Source organism: Paenibacillus sp. PK3_47, from assembly GCF_023520895.1.
Classification (GTDB): Bacteria; Bacillota; Bacilli; order Paenibacillales; family Paenibacillaceae; genus Paenibacillus_AQ.
Genome location: NZ_CP026029.1, coordinates 896,287 through 916,858 on the forward strand (window position 1 = coordinate 896,287; position 20,572 = coordinate 916,858).

A 20,572-nucleotide genomic window follows, 5' to 3' on the forward strand; every position below is an offset into this window, starting at 1 on the left:
GCCGTTAGTGTGCCGACCGTCCCGTGCAATAGCTCTCCGCCGGTCCCAGATAAGAATAAGGAAGCGGAGCTGCAGACAGCACCAGCCTTTGCAGAACCAGTCCGGCATCCAGACCGTAGATACGCAGGGTATGAAGCCCAACGGTCAAGACATGTGAAGTAGTCATGGTATGAACATTATCCATCACAGCACGGCACCACGGTTCATTGTTATAATCTCCGCCCTCATAGTTCTCGGGCAGAACGTCCGCTATCACCGGAATCCCGCCATCAAAGCCTGCTGCATATTTCAGCCCGCTGGTAGGTGAGAGATGGTTGGTCGGCGCAGTAAAAACCGTCAGGCGGTATTCACCGTCCTGTCTCACCAGAATCCGGTATTCCAGGTATGGCGCATGCTCCGGTTGTCCAAAGGACACACCGTCCGGGAACATTTTTACCGAAGACAAGGACCGCCCGTAGTTCCCGATAATCTTCCACTCTACCCCCGATTTGGAGACGCGGCTCAGTGCATGCTCCGCCTCGATGGCTATCACCTGCTGTGTTTCCACAAACGTCAATGGCGGTATATTCTTAAGGTCAATCCATTCCACGGCGACCTGCACCTCCACTGTACCGCCGGCGCCGGAAACTGTGATATGCCCTGCAGAGGCTCCCTCTAATTTGCCCCAGTCTATACTGACCCTGATTGTCTCTCCGGTATCCACCCGCCCGGCAAACTTGTCCAGTCTGATCCATTCCGCCGAAGCTTCAGCCCGAAACTCAAATCCTGTATCTCCGCCGCTGCTGACCGTAATGTCATAGTTCTCTTGCTGCAGATTGGTGAACACCGGCAGGCTGGCTGTACCCGAAGTATAGGCCTGCTCTGTTCCCTCCACATCGACAATCATCAGGGATCCCTGAACCGGGATTACCGTACATCCCTCCGGGTAGCTCCATCCTTCCGCATCCCAGTGTATGTACCCAACGTGAGGTGAACTCATCATTCCCTGCCACTTTCCTGCTGAGATTTCTGTATTGTACATCCGCTGCAGCTGCTGATCCCGCTCAATGGCCTCTTTCACCAGATCAGCATAAGTGTTGGCAAGCATACTTCCCCGCTTGGCGTACAGGCTGCTGAACCCCCCGTAAATATTCATTTTGACCACATTCGCCGAGGCCGCTGCAGGATAGTAGACAAGCTGATAATAAGCATCCCTGTGGGCTTCAGGTAATAAAGCCTCATATTTAACGGCTGCCTTCTCAATCCTAAGGGCTTGCCCCAGCACGGTTTGCGCCTCATGATGATGGACCGGACTGAAGGTTGAAGGCGTAATAATCTCCGGCTTGCGCCGCCCGTTCATCCGCGTATAATCGCTCAGCAGCTGTGCAACCCCAAGGATGGCCTCCTGGTCCAGTACAGCCCCGAACTGCTGCCGCACCCAGCGTTCTGTGTATTCAGCAGTCCGGTTCACCGCCCCGCTTCCCCATGCCTCAAAGTCATAAGCCAGGTCCAGGAAATAGGAGACCGGCAGCTCCATCGGCTTCAAATCGCCCACATTAACGATCCAGACCTCACGGATGCCGTAATCGAACGCCATGCACATCTGCTCCCAAATTTTCCCGAGCGGGACCGTGTTCACCCATTCATAAGAATGAGGTCCTCCGTGATAGTCAAAATGGTAGTACATCCCCCAGCCCGCGCTGCGGCGCTGCTCGCTGCCCGCCGGGATTTTGCGCAGGTTGCCGAAGTTATCGTCAGCCAGCAGAATGGTAACATCATTCAGTACATCCCAATCCTTCAGCCCCACCACTTCGGCCGTGCCGTACCAATATTTCTCGACTTCCTTGTAGACTGCCAGAATTTGCGGTGCATGCTCCAGATTATATTTCCTCAGTAAGCGTTTCTGGGTGAGGATAATGTCCTTCAGCAGCTCAATATTGTCCCGGTCAGAGCCTTCCAGTGCGGAATCACTCTCCCCGCGCATACCGAGCGTTATCAGGTTCGGATACTCTTTGTTGCGCTTGATTCCGTCCTCCCAGAACTCTGTAATCGCCTGCCTGTTCCGGGCAAAATCCCACAAATTGCTTGTCCCGTACTGCTGATATACCTTCTGCCATTCACTGCCTGCCCTGAACAAAGGCTCATGATGGGAAGTGCCCATGATGATGCCGTATTCTTCGGCATGGACGGCATTGGCAATCGGGTGCTCCTTGCCGTTCAGGCTGAATTCAGCACTCCACATGGCCGGCCAAAGATAATTCCCTTTCAATCTGAGAATCAGCTCAAAGACCTTGTCATAGAAATCTTCATTGAAATCGCCGAAGGCCCCGGTTACCCAGGAACCCAGAGAAGGCCAGTCATCATTCAGAAAAATCCCCCGGTATTTCACCGAAGGTTCTCTCGAAACCTTATTCAGGCTGCTCACGGGAAGGGAAAGATCCGGCTTCTTCTCCGGCACTACGTCCGCAAAGTAGACCCAAGGGCTGACACCGATCATTTCCGATATGGAATAAATGCCGTATACCGCCCCCCTTTTATCGCTGCCGGCAATGACCAGCGCCCGGTCCAGCCCGGGAAGCGGGTGATCCATCACCTGAATCTTGTAGCACTCTCTTTTCCCCTGGATGGCGGAGACATCCAGTTGACCCTCAGCAACAAGCTTGCCGATAATCCCATTGCAGCCGATAGACCCGATTATCACCGCTGTTCCCTTCAGCTGCTCCGGCTCTGTAATAATCTCAGGGACCGTCCCGGTGACCTGCTCTATATCTCCGGCGAAAGACCTGGCTGCCCGGATCAACCCCTTGTAATCTATACCTGCGGGATCAAGGTACAGCTTCACCGCCACTTCCTGCCTCACCAGGATAAACTCCTTATCCTTTTCCATAGACAACCATTCTCCCCTTTACATCCCTTATTGCTATGCTAGGCACATTATATTCGTAAAGCGGTTTCAGCCTCCATGTGAAAACTAGCTACTTTTTGTAATTACTAAACACAAATTGTGTTTTGGGTTATAAATTTGTCAGAAGGGCATTCCAGCACTCCGGCATTTCTGCTACAGTGTAGACATTATGAGGCGCAGCAGACACTTCTGAGACTTTCAACAACCTTTGCGAAAGCGCCTTCACAACTCTTATACAGCGGGGATGGTTAAAGTCACTATGCAAAATAACAGGTATTCTGAAGCTGGAACGGTTGAAGGGCCCGCAGCGCCGCAGGACCCCGCCGAACGGAGAAACGGATTTTTCGTACTCTTTGAAACGATCATCGAGGCCACGGAACGGGCTGAAGGCAGCCCTTCCCAGGAGATTTATCTGGAAGGCAGCTATCTGAAGGACAAAGCCAAATATATCGGCGGGGTCACAGATGAGGGAATGCTGGAGCTGCTCGGCAGCTGGACCGGATTCCGCCAACTGGTCCATAGTATCGGGGTGTCTGTAAAGTCAGAGAGGGAACAGGCGGAGATCTGTTTTCTACTCCAGAACTGGGGCAAAACGAGCAAATATGAGACGGGTACGCGGCTGACCCTGCCCTGTCCCGCAGACGGGACAGAAGTCATCCTCACGCTTGCGGACATCGTCTGGAATGAAGATGATGAAGCTCCCGGCAAATTCGCCTTTGAATTCAGCCATGCGGGGGAGCTGGCGGCGGCGAGCATTATTTTTTATCTGAATGACGGATATACCGTGCCTGAACTCACCCCGGAGCTTCCGGTTCCATTCGGTTCTGAGGAATACCGGGAGATGATCAGTAAGTCTCTGCTGCAGCCCGGCAATAATCAAAGATTGAAGGCGGCCATTGAAAAGGCACAAAGGGGTGAAGATGTCACTATCGCCTACATCGGCGGTTCCATTACACAGGGTGCCGGAGCCAAACCGATACATACAGAATGCTATGCTTATCAATCGTATCTGGAGTTTAAGAACCGGTTCGGAAAAGACGGCGGCAGCCATATTCATTTCATCAAAGCTGGAGTCGGCGGGACACCGTCTGAGCTTGGCGTGATCCGTTATGACCGGGATATTCTCAGAGACGGCAGCGCTGCACCGGATATTGTGGTGGTAGAATTTGCGGTGAATGACGCAGGCGACGAGACCAAGGGCAACTGCTATGAAAGCCTGTGCCTGAAAATCCTCTCTGCCGACAACCGGCCGGCTGTGATTCTGCTGTTCAGTGTTTTTGTGAATGACTGGAACCTGCAGGACCGACTCTCCCCTGTAGGCCGTCACTACAACCTCCCTATGGTCAGTGTAAAGGATGCGGTGACGGAGCAGTTCCGGCTGAGCAAGGCAGAAGGGAACATCATCTCCAAAAGACAGTTTTTCTACGATATCTACCATCCCACCAATGACGGCCACCGGGTAATGGCGGATTGTCTCACTCATCTGTTCTCCGAGGCCGCCCATGCGCCAAAAGATGCTGATGATCTATTGCTGAACCAGCCGCCGGCCATCGGGAATGATTTTACCGGAATCCGGTTGCTTGACCGCAATAGTCTTAACAGCGAAGTGCGAATTGAAGCCGGCGGCTTCCGGGAGACCGATACCGATCTGCAGCTGGTGGAATTGGATGCAGACCCCTTTGGAACGGCGCAATTTCCGTACAACTGGATGCATACCTCCGCAGGGCAGGAAAGCTTCAGGCTGTGGATCAGCAGCAGAATTCTGATACTCATATATAAGGATTCAGGCAGCAGCGACTTCGGAAAAGCAGAGATTCTCGTGGACGGCAAGCCCGTGCTCATTGCGGATCCGCATGTCAACAACTGGACACACTGTAACCCGATGATTTTGTATCATAACGAAACAAGCGCCGGGCATGAGGTTGAAATCCAAATGGCAAGCGGGGATCAGAATAAATGCTTTACGGTTCTCGGCTTCGGGTATTTGTGAGTTACAACGGATACAAAAAAGGCTGTCCCGGCAGCAGATAACTGCTGCCGGGACAGCCTGCTTAGAAGCTGTAACGATGACACTTTTAAAAACCTCAGGTTCTGGCACCCGATATTCAACCGTCTGTCTGCTCCTTCTCCTACCAAGGCAGCTCCTTGCCCTCGTCATCAATCAATGCCAGCCCTTCCCCTGCATATCCCGGATCAAGCCGCTGAGCAATCCGCTCCAGAATCTGTCCGGCAGATTCATCCGGTGTCAGCTTGCCTGCCGTATCCAGCTTGCCCTGCATGTAGGTCTGGACATGGCCGGGATGAAGGACCAGCACCTTGCCTCCCCGGGGAGAGATCTGGTTATGGATCAGCTGGGACTGCATATTGAGGGCCGCCTTGGACATGCAGTAAGCGTACCAGGCGTTCCGCCAGCAGCTTCCAATGCTGCCTGCCTCAGAAGATATGTTGACGATGAGCTTGCTCTCGCTTTTCATAATAGGCCCGATCAGCCCGTTCGACATTCTCAGCGCACCCAGCGTATTCACGCGGAACACCTTGTCCATCTCTTCAAAATCCAGTTCATCCTCAACCGTCGCCTGCATATCTCCGAGAATGGCCCCGTTGTTGATCAGAATCTCGAGCCGGTCCGTGACCGCAGCTACTGCTTCCAGCGCTTTACTGACACTGTTTCCATCACTTATATCTAGCGGAACCGCCTTCAGTTTTCCTTCACTGGTCTCCTCAAGCCGCTCAAGCTCATTCCCGTCTTCAGCATACTGTCCGGCAAACACATGATAGCCCCGTGCAAGTAACCCTTTGGCCAAGCTCAGTCCGACTCCCCGGTCGGCCCCCGTAACAAATGCCCATTTGATCATCATCCTGTCCTCCTGTTCTCTTGGTGAAGTTCCTTCTTCTCCTTCAAAAGAGTTGTTTCTTTCATTGTAGACCCTGTGAGGAGGGGCAGGTATGATTGGATGGCTGTATTTTATGGCATAATGACAGTTTAATCATCCACCTTGGTTTTTTGAAAACAAATATACGTAATGACGGCCGCGCCAAGCACCCAGATCGTTATGATCCCGAGCGGCAGCCAGGAGCTGTTATCATGCAGCTTCATGGCCTGCATCACCGGAAATGTAACGGTAATTCGGGCTGCTATACTGTTTTCCCCCGCAAAGCCAAGAGAGCCAATCATCGGAGTGAATCCGAACAGGAACGTGAACGGCATCAGAAAGGCGGAGGTTGCGGCAACTGACTTGGCAAATAAAGCGGCACAGACACCAAGCAGCACAAAGAAGACCAGCAGCAGAATCAGACCCAGGATGACCCTGATATTCAGGAACGGCTCAATGCCGGTGATCAGCAGCGATACGATTAAGGAGACCAGTGTGGCCAGAACGGTGACCAGACTTTTTCCGATAATGATATCGAGCAGCGAAGCAGGGGACTGGATCAGTCCGCGCAGCGTTTTTTTCTCATTCTCCTCGGCCATCATGTTCATGATCGTCCCTGATGTAACCGCGGCAAACGTACCGCCGACGATCATATACATCATTGAAACCGTAGGCTCTGCATCCGCCAGAACGCGGTCGAGTACCAACGCTATAATAACAGGAATGGCCACAGTAATGATCAGGGTCAGGTTCTTCATGAGATCCTTGAGATCTTTTTCAAAAATGGCACTGATGCGCCGGATATTCATTATTCCAGCTCCTTTCCGGTCACCTTCAGAAAAATCTGGCCAAGCGTCGGATCATCGGTATGCATGCTCTTTACTTGTCCGCCCGCCACCAGTGCGCTGATCTGCCCGGCATTCCCGGATTCATTGGCAATGACCAGTCTTTCCCCGGCGTGGGTCTCCACATGAAAGGCATGTGTCGAATACTTGAAGCGCAGTGCAGCCGGACTGTCCAGCTCCTGAAGCTCCCCGTTATGCAAAAAGGCCACCCGGTCACACAAAGCCGCCGCTTCCTCCATATTATGCGTAGTCAGAAAAATCGTCGTCCCCGCTTCATTCAGCCTTTGCAGTCCGCGGTGGATATGTTCCATATTGGCCGGATCGAGCGCAGAGGTCGGTTCATCCAGAAATACCAGCTCCGGCGTATGAATGAGCGCTTTGGCCAGCAGTACGCGCTGCTTCATCCCCTTTGACAGCTTGGAGACTGTCTTCGGACCCTCATCCTGCAGATTGACCTCAGCCAGAATTTCAGCGATCCGGTTCAGCGGAACATCATATAATTTACAGAACAGCTTCAGATTATCATAGACGCTCAGCCGCTCATACAGGGAGCTGTTATCCGATAAAATCCCGATCCGGGATTTGAAATCCGCCGTCCCGAAATTTGCCTGTTCCAGACCGAGCACTTTCACTTCACCATCGGTTGGCGTCAGCTCCCCGGTCAGGATTTTGATCGTTGTTGTTTTGCCCGATCCGCTGGGTCCAAGCAGACCGAATACCTCTCCTCTTTTCACCTGAAAACTCAGCTGCCTGACCGCGGTATTCGTCCCGAATACCTTCTGCAGCGTTTTGACTTCAATTGCGTATTGCACCAGCCTGACCTCCTTCGATTCATTAACTTGCTTCAAGCATATCGAACGGGGCAGGAAGCGTCAGCCTTTTGGGGACGGAATGTACTGCATGGAAGGCTGAACTGTACCTATTCCAGGCTGAATTTTTCCAGAACCTCCTGTATTTTGGTCCGTGAGAGCGGTATGGTGGACTCTGCCTGGTTGTCGATCCGGAGTGAATATGTATTTTTGGACCAGGTAATGATCTCGCGGACCTTCTGCAGATTTACAATATACGAACGGTGACAGCGGTAAAATCCGTACACCTCCAATTTCTTCTCGACATCCGCAAGCGTGGAGTCCATGGCATAGCTTTCGTTATTGATGACAAGCACGGCTTTGCCGTCCCGGCTCTCAATGTAGTCAATCTCAGGAGGATCGAACAGAATAATTTTATCGTCCACCTTGGCGGGAATTTTGAACAGTTTGGCTGTTTTGGGTGCGGCGGCGGGGACTTCCGGTTCAGGGGCTGTATCCTCGTCTGCTGCTTCAAGCTGCTGGATACCGTCAGACTGAAGCTTATAGGCAGCGTCCCCGAGAATCCGCGCGTGCTCCATACCGGATACCAGAATAAGTACGGAGACAGGGTGTTCCTTTAACTTGGACAGCATGCGGATCAAAGTATTAACCGTCCGGACATCCACACCCTGCACAGGCTCGCGGAAGACCATGGACCCGGCGCCGCTCATATAATACTTGGCATAATACAGCCGGCGGATTTCCGACTCCGAGCACTTATGCAGGGGCCGCCCGGCACAATGATGCAGCTCAAACTGCACGAGAATTTCAGACAGCGGGACCCGGCAGCCGAACCATTTATGGAAAAAAGCAATATTGTTCTCCACAGTCAGCCGCGTATATAATCCTTCCTCATAATCAAACACCTGGAGTCCGGCCTGTCCGCGGAGGGCCTTCACCAGCTCAGCCTGCAGATCTGTATCACTGTAAATGGCCGCCGCCTCGAAATCGCGGAGAGTAAGCGTAAATGCGGGAAGCGACCCGCTGTCTGATATTTCAGGGGTAATGATGAACTCGGCCATTCCTTTGTACCTCCCTTTACGCTTGATGTAATAGGTATAACCCTGACAGGGCTGATAAAACGGACGGAGCTTATACTTCATTTTAAGCTGTCCAAGGTACTTTTACGCACAGGAACCGCAGAGGGCTCAAGAAAACCATGCGGGTTATAAGCAGGGTTATAAGCAGGGTAAGCAGAGGCCTCGCCATCAAGCCGAATCAGGACTATGCGCTGGGCGGGTTCGCTCTTGGAGTGTGGGCGCCTGTTGCCATTTGACACTTTCGCTTGCCTTGAGCTGGGCCAGTGTGCATCTGTACCTCTCTTCTCACCCTTTGGTCCATTTAAAACGGAAAGCCGCTCGTTGTACTCGAAAAAGCGAGTACATTGGACCGCCGCGAGGGCAAAGTCGCTCATTGTACTCGCAAAACCGAGTACATTGGGGCGCTGCGAAGGAAAAGTGGCCCATTATACTCGAAAAAGCGAGTACATTGGGTCGCTACGAGAGCAAAGCCGCCCATTATACTCGAAAAAACGAGTACATTGGCCCCCTTCGAGGGCAAAGTCGCCCATTATACTCGAAAAACTGAGTACATTGGGACGCTTCAAGGGCGAAGGCGCTCATTATACTCGAAAAACCGAGTACATTGGGGCGCTGCGAGGGCAAAGCCGCCCATTGTACTCGAAAAAGAGAGTACATTGGGTCGCTGCGAGGGCAAAGCCGCCCATTGTACTCGAAAAAGAGAGTACATTGGGTCGCTGCGAGGGCAAAGCCGCCCATTATACTCGAAAAAGCGAGTACATTGGGTCGCTGCGAGGGCAAAGCCGCCCATTATACTCGAAAAAGCGAGTACATCGGGACGCTGCGAAGGAAAAGTCGGGTTACGCGTTTAATTGTTTTGCCTATTTCGCGCATTCCACTAGCCAAAACCTAAAAAAGCTCACCACCCTAAATCAGGGCGATGAGCTGATAACCTTCGACTGCCGTCATCAGTATAAAGCTGACGGAACTAATTTCTGCAGCCGCATCAAAATCGCTGCCGCCTGCTCACGCACGAGAACCTGCTTCGGCTCGAAACGGCCGCCGCTGCCGGTCATTACTTCATGTTCATTCATTGCCTGGATCGCCTCGCGGCTAACCGCAGGCAGGCCATTCACATCAGTGAATTTCATCCGCTCAGCGCTGCCGTACGTAGGTAACTGTGCTGCCTTCGCAACCATTACCGCCGCTTCTTCCCGCGTAATGCCGCGGTCCGGTTCGAACTTGCCGGAGGCTGACGGAGCAATAATGCCCAGCTCCACGGCTTTGGCAACAGTACCGCTGTACCATTTGCCCGCTGGAACATCCTTGAAACCGGAAGCCGCCGTTTTGCTGTCCGGGAACTCATGCACCAGCCGCATCAGCAGTGTCAAAAATTCGGCCCGGGTCAGCTTTTGTTTTGGCGCAAGCACGTTCCCGCTGGCACTTACCCCCTGAATATATCCGCTGCTCAGTGCCCCGGCGATATCACCGCGAGCCCAGGCGGCGACCTGATTGGCATCTTTAAAGCTGGCCAGCTCAGGAGAGGATACATGCAGCGCAAACGTTCGCTTGACAATGACCGGAGCTGCGTCTTTGCGATATTTGGTCACTGTTACTGGATATACACCCGGCTTCATTCCGGCAAAAGACACTTTTCCGGTGCTGTCGGCCACCACACTTTTCCCTTGCAGCGTTACGGTCACCCCAAAGGCAGGAAGTCCCCCCAGCTGGTTGTTCGATCTGGTGATATGAATAGTAAACGGTGTGTTGGCATTGGCGTATCCGCCATTCTCCTGCCCGTTCTTGTCTTTCCACTTCACTTCCATACGGTCAGGAAGTTCCGTATCATCCGCATAATAGACCAGCAGCTGGTCCCCGTCGTTAACCGTCAGTCTGGATGATATATTCTCCGGGTACAGCCACGAGCTCCCCCCGCTGAACACGGCAATCTTCCATTCCCCTTCTCCGATGTACCGCCCGTTCTGAATTCCTTCGATCGCTGTGAAGGCCGGTTTGGCTGTGTCCGCACTCAGCTTGTAAGCAAGTCCCTTTGACTGTAAAAAAGCTGCGGCCGCCTTCACCGCATCGCCCCCCGGTATACGCCCTCCGGCGAGGGTTCCGCCGGGACCTTCCACCTGGATCGTTGCCCGCTGAATGCCGGCATGATGCAACCCGTCATACAGCAATCCGGCGTGCTTGGACAGCAGCTTGTAAGAGGTCAGGGCGAGATAGGCATCCGCCGTGGCTGAAATATCACTGGATCCGCCCGGCTGTTGTGAAAAGCCGCCGCCCGGAAGCTGCGCGGCCAGCAGATGGTCCAGCAGCGAAGCTCCGCCTTCCCGGGCAAAAGCTGCCGCATCCAGCCCCAATGAGGACAAGCCAACGATTACTTCTGCTGTAATCGTTGTCTTTCCATCAAATCCGCCGTTCGGCTGCTGCTTGTCCTTCAGCCACTGCAGAGCCTTCTGCACCGGCTCCTCCGCCTGTTCCGACCCAGCTACCGGGGCCAAAGCGGTCAGCACCCGGGCCGTTACTGCCGGATCTCCGGCACTTTGGCCGGCCGTTGCCCAGCTGCCGTCCGCCAGCTGCATATCCAGCAGCTGATAGAAGATCAGATCAGGATAACGGTTCGTCCGCTCATACGAATAAGAAATGGAGTTATTCGAGGTAATATAGGCATCAGCGGCAGCGGCTGCCCCTTCTGTATCCATTCCGTCATGGTTCATCAGCAGCGGATACAGATCGGTGCCGGCGATGTTGTTGATATTACCGCCTGCGGCGCTGTAAGCCAGTGCTATCCGGGTTAAATCCGCGACCTTGGCGAACTTGCCGTGCTGCTCCAGAATTATATCTGCGGTCTGTTCCAAATACCCTTCCGGCAGACTGCGCCCATTCTTGAAAAAGCCAACCGCGGCTTCATCCGGAAAAGGCTGCGCCTTGAGCAGCACACGCTCCGCCCCATCCAGCGCCTGCTGCATGTCTGCAGTGAATACTGCTGCTGTCTTTGAAGCAGCTGTCGGCTCCGCCATTATCCTGCTGTCTGCCAGTATCAGCAAGAGAACCAGTGCAATAAGTATTGTTTTACTAACCATATTATTAATGGATACCGCTCTCATCATCATTCTCCTCCAGTACAGTTTGCGAGACTTATAAGGTTAGACGCAGCTTGCTGGAATTTTGTTCCTGTAAAATCCTTGGATTACAAAAAAAACAGAGATAACCGGAGATCCGTAATGGACCGCGGATTACCTCTGTCTTTGGGAGTATGGCACTCACCTGTCTCTATTTACTTCTGATCAGAGAAGGAGAATGTAACTTCTGCCTAATCTTCGTCACCCGCCGGCTCATAAATCAGGCAGCGCAGCGTCTGATCCGGGTAGCGGAATTCCGCAGTATACCTGCTTCCGTCTTCAAGCAGCACACGGCTACCATCCCGCGCTTATTGTTGACTTCGGTGTCTGTCAGATAAGCTTCGGCGATGGCTCTAGTGTCTCCCTGCTTATTCATAACAATTTGGGTAGCTTTGTGAATCCAGCTGGCGTCTTTTTGAATGGCTGCAGCGGCTGCAGCGTCGATCGGAGTTCTGGCCAGCGCCGGATTAAATGCCGTAGTATCTACTACCACACCGGCCTCGTCATCCACTATCACATGATATTCCCAGAATTCCTTACCCTCTCCGAGCAGGGTGAGCGACTTGTAAGGAGCGAACTGAACCATCCAGAGGGGAGACTTGTCCGTTCCGGGTTCCGCCAGTACCGCGCTTGCTTTCAGCTTGGAAACATCACTGCCGAACAGCTTGCGTACACTGTCAGCCGCCAGTGCTACAGCCTCGGCTTTGCCTGATTTTTGCGGTGAAGGCGGCGCTGTTATATTTCTTTTGGACGAGATATAATTCAGCCGGTAGGACCAGTCAATCAGCTGCAGCAGCTCTTCATCAGTCCAGCTCCGCTCCGGATAGTAGTACGTATTGGTCTCCAGGTCCAGATAAAGTGCCCCTTGTCCCGGTTTTAACGGCAGCTGCTTCCCGGGGCGGAGCCCGTCATACACGAATTTATCCTCGAGTACCCGTCTGCGGTTGATATCCTGACCAGTCATTTCACGGCCGATAACCTTAGGGTCACCAGGCTTGTCCAAAAAGTCATAGATCTGCCGGATTTGTTCCTCTGTCATTCCTTTAATGAGGTCCTCAGTCACAGTGGACACCGGCTCCGGTGCTTCCACTTTCAGTACAGGGACAGCCTCTGCCTGCACATCCAGCCGGGGACCTTCATGAATGGCAGCCGAGGTGTTCTTCGCGACCACTGCGGAATTCACAAAACCGGGTACGACAAGCGCACTTAGAGTAAGAACCCCTCCGGAGAACAGGATGACAGCCAGCGCAGATAATTTGTTTTTTCTCAATTGTAATACCTCCATTAGGATCTGGGATGTTGAATCTGTCTATACCTTAATCCCCAGATGTTATGAAATAGGAGGACAGTTGTTATGGAGTTGTAAAATCCCCTGAGGAGCCTTTCAAAAAAATGCGGATGCTTGTTCCCTGAACATGTATTGACGTAAGCTCCACCCTGGCTCCATGCGCTTCGGCAATTTGCCGGCATAAAGAGAGGCCGAGACCTGCATTGCCGTAGACGCGGGAACGCGCCGGGTCCCCCCGGTAGAATGGCTCGAAGGCCCGCTTGCTCTGCTCCGGCGTCATTCCGGCTCCGCTGTCGCGTACTTCCAATACGCCTTCCCCTTTTTGTTCATAAGCCAGCAGGCGTATTGTACTTCCCGGTTCAGAGGCATGAACGGCATTGTCGATCAGATTCACCAGAAAAGACGCCAGCAGATCGGCATCCCCCCGTACGGTGCGGATCGAGCTGTCCGTTAGCAGCTGTATGCCGTGCGCTGTTACTTTTTGCTGCTCGGTCTGCATGACTTCTCTGAACAGTCCGGCAACCTCCACCTCTGACTGCACCAGCGGCTGATGCCTCAGGACGGATAGATCGAGCAGCTTGAATGCCAGATTTTTCAGCCTGACCGTTTCACTCCAAATATAGCGGCCTGCCTTGATCTGATCCTCCTGGTCAATATTCGCCGAGGTGAGGAGCTCAGCGAACCCCTGCATACTGGTCAGCGGTGTACGCAGTTCATGGGCAAGATTATCGACCATCCGCTGCTTCTCCTCAGCCATCTCAGAGAGGTCGGTCATCCGCTGCTCTACTACTGAAGCCATAGCATTAAAATTAAATGCCAGTTCCCCGAATTCATCTCTGCTGTGCAGCTCCACCCGCTGCGAATAATCGCCTTCGGCAATCGTCTTGGTCGTCTCCGACAAAAGCTTGAGCGGCTTGGTCAGCTGCCGGATCAGCAGATAGAGCAGCAGCGCCAGCACCGGACCTGCTATCCAGTTAATCATCACGAAGAAGCGGTTCAGCTCCTGCTGCTGGGCATACAGTCCGCTGATATCCCGTTTATAACTCAGCTCCAGATGCTGGTATGGTGCAGGAAGCGGCATGGATAAACGGATGATTGGCTTATCCTGTACTTCTGCCTGTCCTTCCGCATTCGGATAGATCAGCCGCCCGTTCTCCCGCAATTCGAGGCCGATTCCTTGCCTATGGTAGTATTCGTCATACGACTCCGCCACACTGACCAGCAGAACAGGAGTCAGGGTGTTCCCCCTGGCACGGATCGAGTCGAGATTCTCATAGATATTGTTGGCGATCAGCAGCTGTTCACTTTCCGCCCGCCGGGTTTCGCTGTCCATGTTCAGCTGCCAGCTTTTTTTCATCACCATAATTACACTCACATCAAGGGCTGCAATGAACAGCACCAGCACGGCAAGGAGAATCTTATGCCAGAACCGCATGGCTAGACCTGAACTTCCAGGCGGTAGCCGAGCTTGAATACGGTTTTGATCCGTTCTTCCCAGCCCAGTTTTTTGCGCAGCTGACGGATATGGACATCCACGGTGCGGGTGTCGCCGGCAAAATCATACCCCCAGGCCAGCTCCAGCAGCTTTTCCCTGGAGAGTGCAATATTCCGGTTGCGGATCAGCACTTCGAGCAGCTCAAACTCCCGGGCAGTCAAATCTACCGGCATTTGATCCACCAGCACCTGCCTTTCCGCAAACCGCACCTCAACTGTATCGCATATAAAAGCGGCAGCCGTATGTTCATTCCTGCGGAGTACAACATTGATGCGGGCCAGCAGCTCCAGAATTTCAAAAGGTTTGATAATATAATCATCCGCCCCGAGCTCAAATCCCTTGATTCTGTCTGCCAGGGCATTTTTGGCTGTAATAAATATGACAGGAATCTGCAGATGGGCAATCTGCTTCATGACTTCGAACCCGTCCAGACCGGGGAGCATGACATCGAGCAGAATCAGATCCGTCCGCTCCTGTTCCAGCATGCCGGCCACCTCAGAACCGCTGTAAGCTTTGGCATACGTATGTCCAACCAGCTTAAGATTCATCGTGATCAAATCGCTGATCGGGTGTTCATCTTCTACTACCAGTATATGGGCCATTCTTTGAATATCCTCCTATGTAGATTGAACCTGTGTTTTGTCTATTTAGGGATTGGGGTGACTCCAGAGAATGTTTGGACTTCCGGCCGCTGTTGTCCCCAGATTTCTTGATTTGTACTGATTCTCGTAGTTGAAATCCGGTGACAAAGGCGGACGCTATCGCTCCTACAGTTCCAAACTTCTCCTCCGCCACTTTCCTCTAATATCATATTTTAAGTTCAATCTATAAGATTCTCTTAAAAGATATACCTTATCATACCAGATTTCACAATCTTTCATGATGTGGGAATCTCTGCATCCCCAATACATGGAAACGACACCCTTTTCCAGTAAAAATAGGTTTACAAATTATGGGACTCATGTTATGTTTTCTATGAAAGCGCCTCCATGATTGGATAGATTGAGCGATCATCGATTCTATTTTACATGGAAAGGGAAGATGAAAATGAAGGTTTGGCTCCAAAAGGCAAGCGCAATGCTGCTGGCAGTTACCCTGCTGCTGGGACCCGCGGCCGCTCCTGCTCATGCCGACACCGCACTTTTCACCATTGAGAGCGAGAACGCCCAGCTCACCTCTGACCTGCAAGTGACGACCCAGATTTACGGACAACAGAAGCCGGGATATTCCGGCAGCGGATTTGTCTGGATGCAGAATTCAGGCACGTTAACCTTCAACGTTACTGTCCCCGAAACCGGCATGTATGCCATCTCCACACGTTATATGCAGGAGCTCAGTCCCGACGGCAGGCAGCAGCATTTAAGCATTAATGGCGTTACCAAAGGCTCATATATGCTCCCCTACACCAAAGCGTGGTCGGACTTCGATTTCGGCTTCCACAAGCTGAATCAAGGCAGCAATACCATTGCGGTGAAGGCCGGCTGGGGCTTCGCCTATTTTGACACCTTCACTGTAGATTATGCCGATCTTGATCCCCTGGAGGTCCAGCCTGTGCTCTCTGATCCTGAGGCGACTCCCGAAACGCAGCTGCTCATGAATTACTTAACAGAGGTTTACGGGGACCACACCCTCTCCGGCCAGCAGGAAATATACGGAGGCGGTAATGACGGTAATTATGAGCTCGAGTTCGATTGGATTTACAATTTGACGGGCAAATATCCGGCCATCCGCGGCTTCGATTTTATGAACTATAATCCGCTTTATGGCTGGGAAGACGGGACAACCGACCGGATGATCGACTGGGTGAATAACCGGGACGGAATTGCGACCGCCGCCTGGCACATCAACGTGCCCAAGAATTTTACGTCCTATCAGCTCGGGGAGTTCGTGGATTGGAAGAATGCCACCTATAAGCCGACAGAAACCAACTTTAATACAGCAAATGCGGTCATTCCAGGCACCAAAGAATATCAGTATGTCATGCTGACCATTGAGGACCTGGCGGAGCAGCTGCAGATTTTGCAGGATCACAATGTGCCGGTTCTGTTCCGTCCTTACCATGAGGCGGAGGGCAACGGCGGACTTAACGGGGAAGGCGCGTGGTTCTGGTGGGCTTCGGCCGGGGCGGAAGTGTACAAGCAGCTGTGGGATCTCCTCTATACCGAGCTTACAGAGACTTACGGTTTGCATAACCTGATCTGGACCTACAACAGCTACGTGTACAGCACTTCTCCCGCATGGTACCCCGGCAATGATCAGGTGGATCTGGTCGGCTATGACAAATACAATACGATCTACAACCGCTATGACGGCTTGTCCGGCGTTCCTAATGAGGACGCAATTACCTCGATTTTCTATAAGCTGGTTGATTTGACCGGAGGCACCAAAATGGTCGCCATGACAGAGAACGACACCGTCCCAAGCCTGCAGAATCTGGTTGAGGAGAAATCCGGCTGGCTCTACTTCTGTCCGTGGTACGGTGAACATCTCCTGAGTTCCGCCTTTAATTATCCCGCCACGCTCAAGACGCTCTACCAGAGCAGTTATGTAATCACGCTGGATGAGCTGCCCGACTTAAAGGTCAACAATCCTACTCCAAGCGCTACCATCACCCCTTCCAACATCCAATTTGACAAAAATGCTCCGGGTCAGAATGATCCAGCCATCACCGTCAATGCTAACGGAAATACCTTAACTGCCCTGCGGACAGGCGGCAATGCCTTGACCTTGAACCAGGATTACACCTTGAGCGGAAATACACTGCTGCTGAAGCAAGCATTTCTGGCGGGGCTGCCGGTTGGCGAGCATACCCTCGTGTTGGATTTTAATCAGGGACAAGATCCGGTTTTAAAGGTGGAAGTCATCGACTCCACACCGTCACCACATGCTTCCGTCTCGCCCGTCAATGCGTCCTTTGATAAAGCGGCGGGGCTGCAGCAGGATATTCCCGTCTCCCTCACGCTGAACGGACATCAGCTGACCAGCATATCGAATGCTAACCATACGCTTATAGCAGGCCAGGACTACACGGTATCAGGCACAACGGCTGTTCTTAGCAAAACCTATCTTTCCGCGCTGCCGCTGGGCCAGAATACGCTGACCTTTCATTTCAGCGGCGGCAACCCTGCTGTTCTTATACTAAATGTTGCCGACAGCACAGTTACTGTTCCTGCGGGAGACTTGACGGTCCAGGCCTTTAACGGCAATACAGGTGCCTCCGCCAACGGAATTTCACCTAAATTTAAAATCATCAACAGCGGGGACTCGGCCATTCAACTCAGCGATGTGAAGCTCCGGTATTACTATACGATTGACGGGGATCATGCCCAGAGCTTCTGGTCCGACTGGGCCAGTATCGGAAGTGCCAATGTAACCGCCAGCTTCGTGAAGCTGGATACTCCGGCAGCCGGGGCTGATTATGTTCTGGAAGTCGGCTTTACGAGTGCAGCCGGTACGCTGAATCCGGGCCAGAGTGCAGAGATCCAGACCCGCTTCTCCAAAAACAACTGGTCCAATTACAACCAGGCTAACGATTATTCTTTTAACGCATCCGCCAGCTCGTTCGTGAACAATGAGCAGGTAACCGGGTATATGAACGGACAGCTTGTGTGGGGAATTGAGCCTTAGGAAGGAAAAAGGATTGGGCCGGGGGGAAGCCCCCGGTCCAATCCTTTTATTGGTTTGGTGCAGTGTAGTGCAGTTTGACACCGCCTGTGTACAGGCAGCTTACAAGCCTCTACAGAGATGTAGTAGTCAAGTGATCAGGCATTTCCGGCCGGAAGCTTGACTTGCACGTTATAACTCTTGCTATCCTCCAAATTTTTCAAAATGCCGTCAGGAACCAGCACACCATCCAGATAAACCCCGGTAACTGTCACCCCGGCTTCACGCTTCATAACAATATCCAGCTCTGCGCCCCTGAAGCTGCGCTTCACCCGGGCTTCCGGCCAGTCAGACGGCAGCTGAGGACTAACCCTCAACCCTTGCGGAGTTCCCTGCAATCCGAACAGACCGTCAATCAGACAGCGGTACACCCATGGCACAGTTCCCGTATTAAACAGATGGCTGGAGCGTCCGGCAGTCTGCGGAAACTGTCTGTAAGCCCCGCGGTAATAATTTGGAATGAATACCGGCAGCTGGCCCCGTCTGATAATATCCGCCTTGTCCGGTCCGGGAATCATTTTGCGCAGCAGGCGGTAGGCCTGATCCTGCTCTTTCACAGCGTATAATCCATAAATATAGAAGGCTGCGGCATGATTATACACCGCACCGTTCTCGGCGGTTCCGGGATGCTTTTGCGTTACCCGGCCTACATCTTCGCGCATAGCCGTATAAGAAGGTGCCAGCTTTTCCACTCCGTAAGGGGTCTCCAGCTGTTCGCGGACCGATCTCATCAGCTTCTCCTTCTGCTCCTCATCAGCCGCACCGCTGAGCAGCGCCCAGCCCTGCGGATTAATGAAGATCCGGCCTTCCTTATCTTTGCTGATTCCGAACACCACATTGTCATCCGTGATCCCGCGTGCATACCATTCGCCATCCCATAAATACCGGTTGACTACAGCATTTGTATCCTCTGCCGCATGGCGGAATGCCCCGGCGTTCTCCGTCCGCCCGCTGTTTGCACAAATATCCGCCCACACCATAAAGGCATACGCCGTAGCGATGGTCAGCCAGCCGGACACGCCTTTGCCTTTATAGCCAACCATATTCATCGGGTCACACCAGTCCCCCTGATTGATATAGTTGAGGCCCCGTTCGTCCCGGTCATGAATCAGCCACTCCATCGCCCGGTTGATATGCTCGAATACAGAGCCGCTCTCCCCGCCGCCTGCATAGGGAACCTCTTCCTCCAGGATGCTGTAGTCATTCGTCTCGTCCAGATACGTGCTGAGGCAGATCGGCAGCCAGACACAGTGGTCCGTATGCGGAACCTGGTTAATATATTTCAGTTCAGCGCCCTCATGCAAAATAATGCCGTCCGGCATGGCCCCGCTTACATTTTGCTGGCTCAGGGCAGTCAGGAACGCCCCTCTGGCCGTCTGCGGTTTAATGTAGCTCATGCCCATATTATCCTGCAGATAATTCCGGGTCTGGGGATCCGTCGTCAGCCGGTTGGTCTGTCCGTGGTAGTACATCTGCCTTGGCAGCCAGTGATTGACCATGTTGTCGAGATCCGGATCCGGGGTCGTAATCGCTATGCAGCCCCGGCCTTCCCGGACGTATTCCGCATATTGCAGTTCTGCAATCGTGAAGCCGTCTTCCCCCGCTGCATTCCTGTCCAGGAACATCCGCTGGCGGATATCCGCAATCTCCTGCTCATGATGTGCAGGTCCAAAAATAAACCGGTAGCTTCTCTCCTCCCCCGGCTCTAGACTGAGCTGGTACTGCAGAACAGCTACAGGTGTTTCATAACGCGATTCGCCTTTGGCCAATAGTTCGCGGCTTAGTGCTGACGGGGAACCAATTCCGCCTTCTCCTTCAAAAGCTTCCTGATTCACTTCCCAGGACAAGGGAGCTTGATCTCCAATCAGGAAGGTCTTGTCCTTCAGACCCTTGATCTTGTCATAATCCTGATACTTCTGATAAGGTGTAACCGCTGTGGCCACGATTGCTTGCAGGTCTTCCTTATACTCACCGGACTGATTCATCCAGGACATATAGCCGACGGTAAAATAGGGATAAATGCTGATGTTTCTGCGAACGGAAGACCGGTTGGTTACTTTTACCCGCCACAGCTCCATCGGCTCGTCCTTGGGCAGGCTCAAGGTCATTTCTATGGCGATGCCGTCTTTTTCAATGTGCCAGACAATGTTATGTTTACCGGCAGCAAAGGTGTAATGATCGAGCGGCTTGCGCACAGGCTCATAAGGAGCAGAGAACACCTCACCGTTCTCCTCATCCTTCACATAGATAAACCGGCCGGGATGATGCGCATAATAGGGCTGCTCCGGCTGCATGAACGTCTTCGCTTCCAGATTCGGCGCATACGAATACTTGGCAGGTTCAGGCTGCATGAACTGGGCCACCGCATACCCGCGGCAGTTCATATGGATCATCATCTGCTCATTCCACAGAAATCCTGAAGCCTTGGGAAGCGCTGTCGGACTCGACAGCTCATAATATTCTTGATCTTGCGAAGCTCTAATCATTCTCTTGCCTCTCTTTCGCGGAATTTACATTCTAGTAAAA

The 20,572-nt window shown here is 52.7% G+C and carries 12 protein-coding genes; 2 read left to right on the forward strand and 10 right to left on the reverse strand.

Annotated elements, in window-relative coordinates; genetic code table 11:
• Positions 1-4 precede the first annotated feature (4 nt).
• Positions 5-2,866, reverse strand: coding sequence for a glycosyl hydrolase 115 family protein (locus tag C2I18_RS04175; RefSeq protein WP_249900032.1), 2,862 nt, complete (start codon positions 2,864-2,866; stop codon positions 5-7).
• 277 nt (positions 2,867-3,143) lie between these two features.
• Here C2I18_RS04175 and C2I18_RS04180 point away from each other — a divergent pair, with 277 nt between their 5' ends.
• Entirely contained in the window at positions 3,144-4,874 is a 1,731-nt protein-coding gene (locus tag C2I18_RS04180) for an SGNH/GDSL hydrolase family protein (RefSeq protein WP_249900033.1), read from the forward strand.
• A gap of 139 nt (positions 4,875-5,013) precedes the next feature.
• Here the strand turns inward: C2I18_RS04180 and C2I18_RS04185 are convergent, their stop codons facing one another.
• The 8 genes from C2I18_RS04185 to C2I18_RS04220 all read right to left on the reverse strand — a co-directional run bounded on the left by C2I18_RS04185 (position 5,014) and on the right by C2I18_RS04220 (position 14,985).
• Positions 5,014-5,742, reverse strand: coding sequence for an SDR family NAD(P)-dependent oxidoreductase (locus C2I18_RS04185; protein ID WP_249900034.1), 729 nt, complete (start codon positions 5,740-5,742; stop codon positions 5,014-5,016).
• A 125-nt stretch (positions 5,743-5,867) separates the two neighbouring features.
• Entirely contained in the window at positions 5,868-6,566 is a 699-nt protein-coding gene (locus tag C2I18_RS04190; protein WP_249900035.1) for an ABC transporter permease, read from the reverse strand.
• Positions 6,566-7,414, reverse strand: a complete 849-nt coding sequence (locus tag C2I18_RS04195; RefSeq protein WP_249900036.1) for an ABC transporter ATP-binding protein — start codon at positions 7,412-7,414, stop codon at positions 6,566-6,568. Before C2I18_RS04195 ends, C2I18_RS04190 begins: the two co-directional genes overlap by 1 nt.
• Positions 7,415-7,521: 107 nt before the next feature.
• Complete coding sequence (locus C2I18_RS04200) at positions 7,522-8,472, reverse strand: response regulator transcription factor (RefSeq protein ID WP_249900037.1); 951 nt, start codon at positions 8,470-8,472, stop codon at positions 7,522-7,524.
• A 965-nt stretch (positions 8,473-9,437) separates the two neighbouring features.
• Positions 9,438-11,591: an S-layer homology domain-containing protein gene (locus C2I18_RS04205; RefSeq protein WP_249900038.1), complete on the reverse strand. Its 2,154-nt coding sequence runs from the start codon at positions 11,589-11,591 to the stop codon at positions 9,438-9,440.
• Between the two features lie 229 nt (positions 11,592-11,820).
• A complete protein-coding gene (locus tag C2I18_RS04210) occupies positions 11,821-12,870 on the reverse strand; it encodes a hypothetical protein (RefSeq protein WP_249900039.1) in 1,050 nt (349 codons plus the stop codon).
• Between the two features lie 82 nt (positions 12,871-12,952).
• On the reverse strand, positions 12,953-14,323 hold the full coding sequence (locus tag C2I18_RS04215) for a HAMP domain-containing sensor histidine kinase (RefSeq protein WP_249900040.1): 1,371 nt from the start codon (positions 14,321-14,323) through the stop codon (positions 12,953-12,955).
• A gap of 2 nt (positions 14,324-14,325) precedes the next feature.
• Positions 14,326-14,985 carry a response regulator transcription factor gene (locus tag C2I18_RS04220; RefSeq protein WP_249900041.1) on the reverse strand — a complete coding sequence of 220 codons (660 nt, stop codon included), beginning with the start codon at positions 14,983-14,985 and terminating at the stop codon, positions 14,326-14,328.
• Positions 14,986-15,430: 445 nt separating this feature from the next.
• Between C2I18_RS04220 and C2I18_RS04225 the strand changes: the two genes are divergently transcribed.
• Positions 15,431-18,010, forward strand: a complete 2,580-nt coding sequence (locus C2I18_RS04225; protein ID WP_249900042.1) for a X2-like carbohydrate binding domain-containing protein — start codon at positions 15,431-15,433, stop codon at positions 18,008-18,010.
• Between the two features lie 134 nt (positions 18,011-18,144).
• Here the strand turns inward: C2I18_RS04225 and C2I18_RS04230 are convergent, their stop codons facing one another.
• Complete coding sequence (locus C2I18_RS04230; protein ID WP_249900043.1) at positions 18,145-20,532, reverse strand: GH36-type glycosyl hydrolase domain-containing protein; 2,388 nt, start codon at positions 20,530-20,532, stop codon at positions 18,145-18,147.
• Positions 20,533-20,572 lie beyond the last annotated feature (40 nt).

Bases quoted from the DNA above. Each gene is read 5' to 3' on its own strand.
- C2I18_RS04175 (WP_249900032.1), bottom strand. From the start codon at position 2,866: ATGGAAAAGGATAAGGAGTTTATCCTGGTGAGGCAGGAAGTGGCGGTG.
- C2I18_RS04180 (WP_249900033.1), top strand. From the start codon at position 3,144: ATGCAAAATAACAGGTATTCTGAAGCTGGAACGGTTGAAGGGCCCGCA.
- C2I18_RS04185 (WP_249900034.1), bottom strand. From the start codon at position 5,742: ATGATGATCAAATGGGCATTTGTTACGGGGGCCGACCGGGGAGTCGGA.
- C2I18_RS04190 (WP_249900035.1), bottom strand. From the start codon at position 6,566: ATGAATATCCGGCGCATCAGTGCCATTTTTGAAAAAGATCTCAAGGAT.
- C2I18_RS04200 (WP_249900037.1), bottom strand. From the start codon at position 8,472: ATGGCCGAGTTCATCATTACCCCTGAAATATCAGACAGCGGGTCGCTT.
- C2I18_RS04205 (WP_249900038.1), bottom strand. From the start codon at position 11,591: ATGATGATGAGAGCGGTATCCATTAATAATATGGTTAGTAAAACAATA.
- C2I18_RS04215 (WP_249900040.1), bottom strand. From the start codon at position 14,323: ATGCGGTTCTGGCATAAGATTCTCCTTGCCGTGCTGGTGCTGTTCATT.
- C2I18_RS04220 (WP_249900041.1), bottom strand. From the start codon at position 14,985: ATGGCCCATATACTGGTAGTAGAAGATGAACACCCGATCAGCGATTTG.
- C2I18_RS04225 (WP_249900042.1), top strand. From the start codon at position 15,431: ATGAAGGTTTGGCTCCAAAAGGCAAGCGCAATGCTGCTGGCAGTTACC.
- C2I18_RS04230 (WP_249900043.1), bottom strand. From the start codon at position 20,532: ATGATTAGAGCTTCGCAAGATCAAGAATATTATGAGCTGTCGAGTCCG.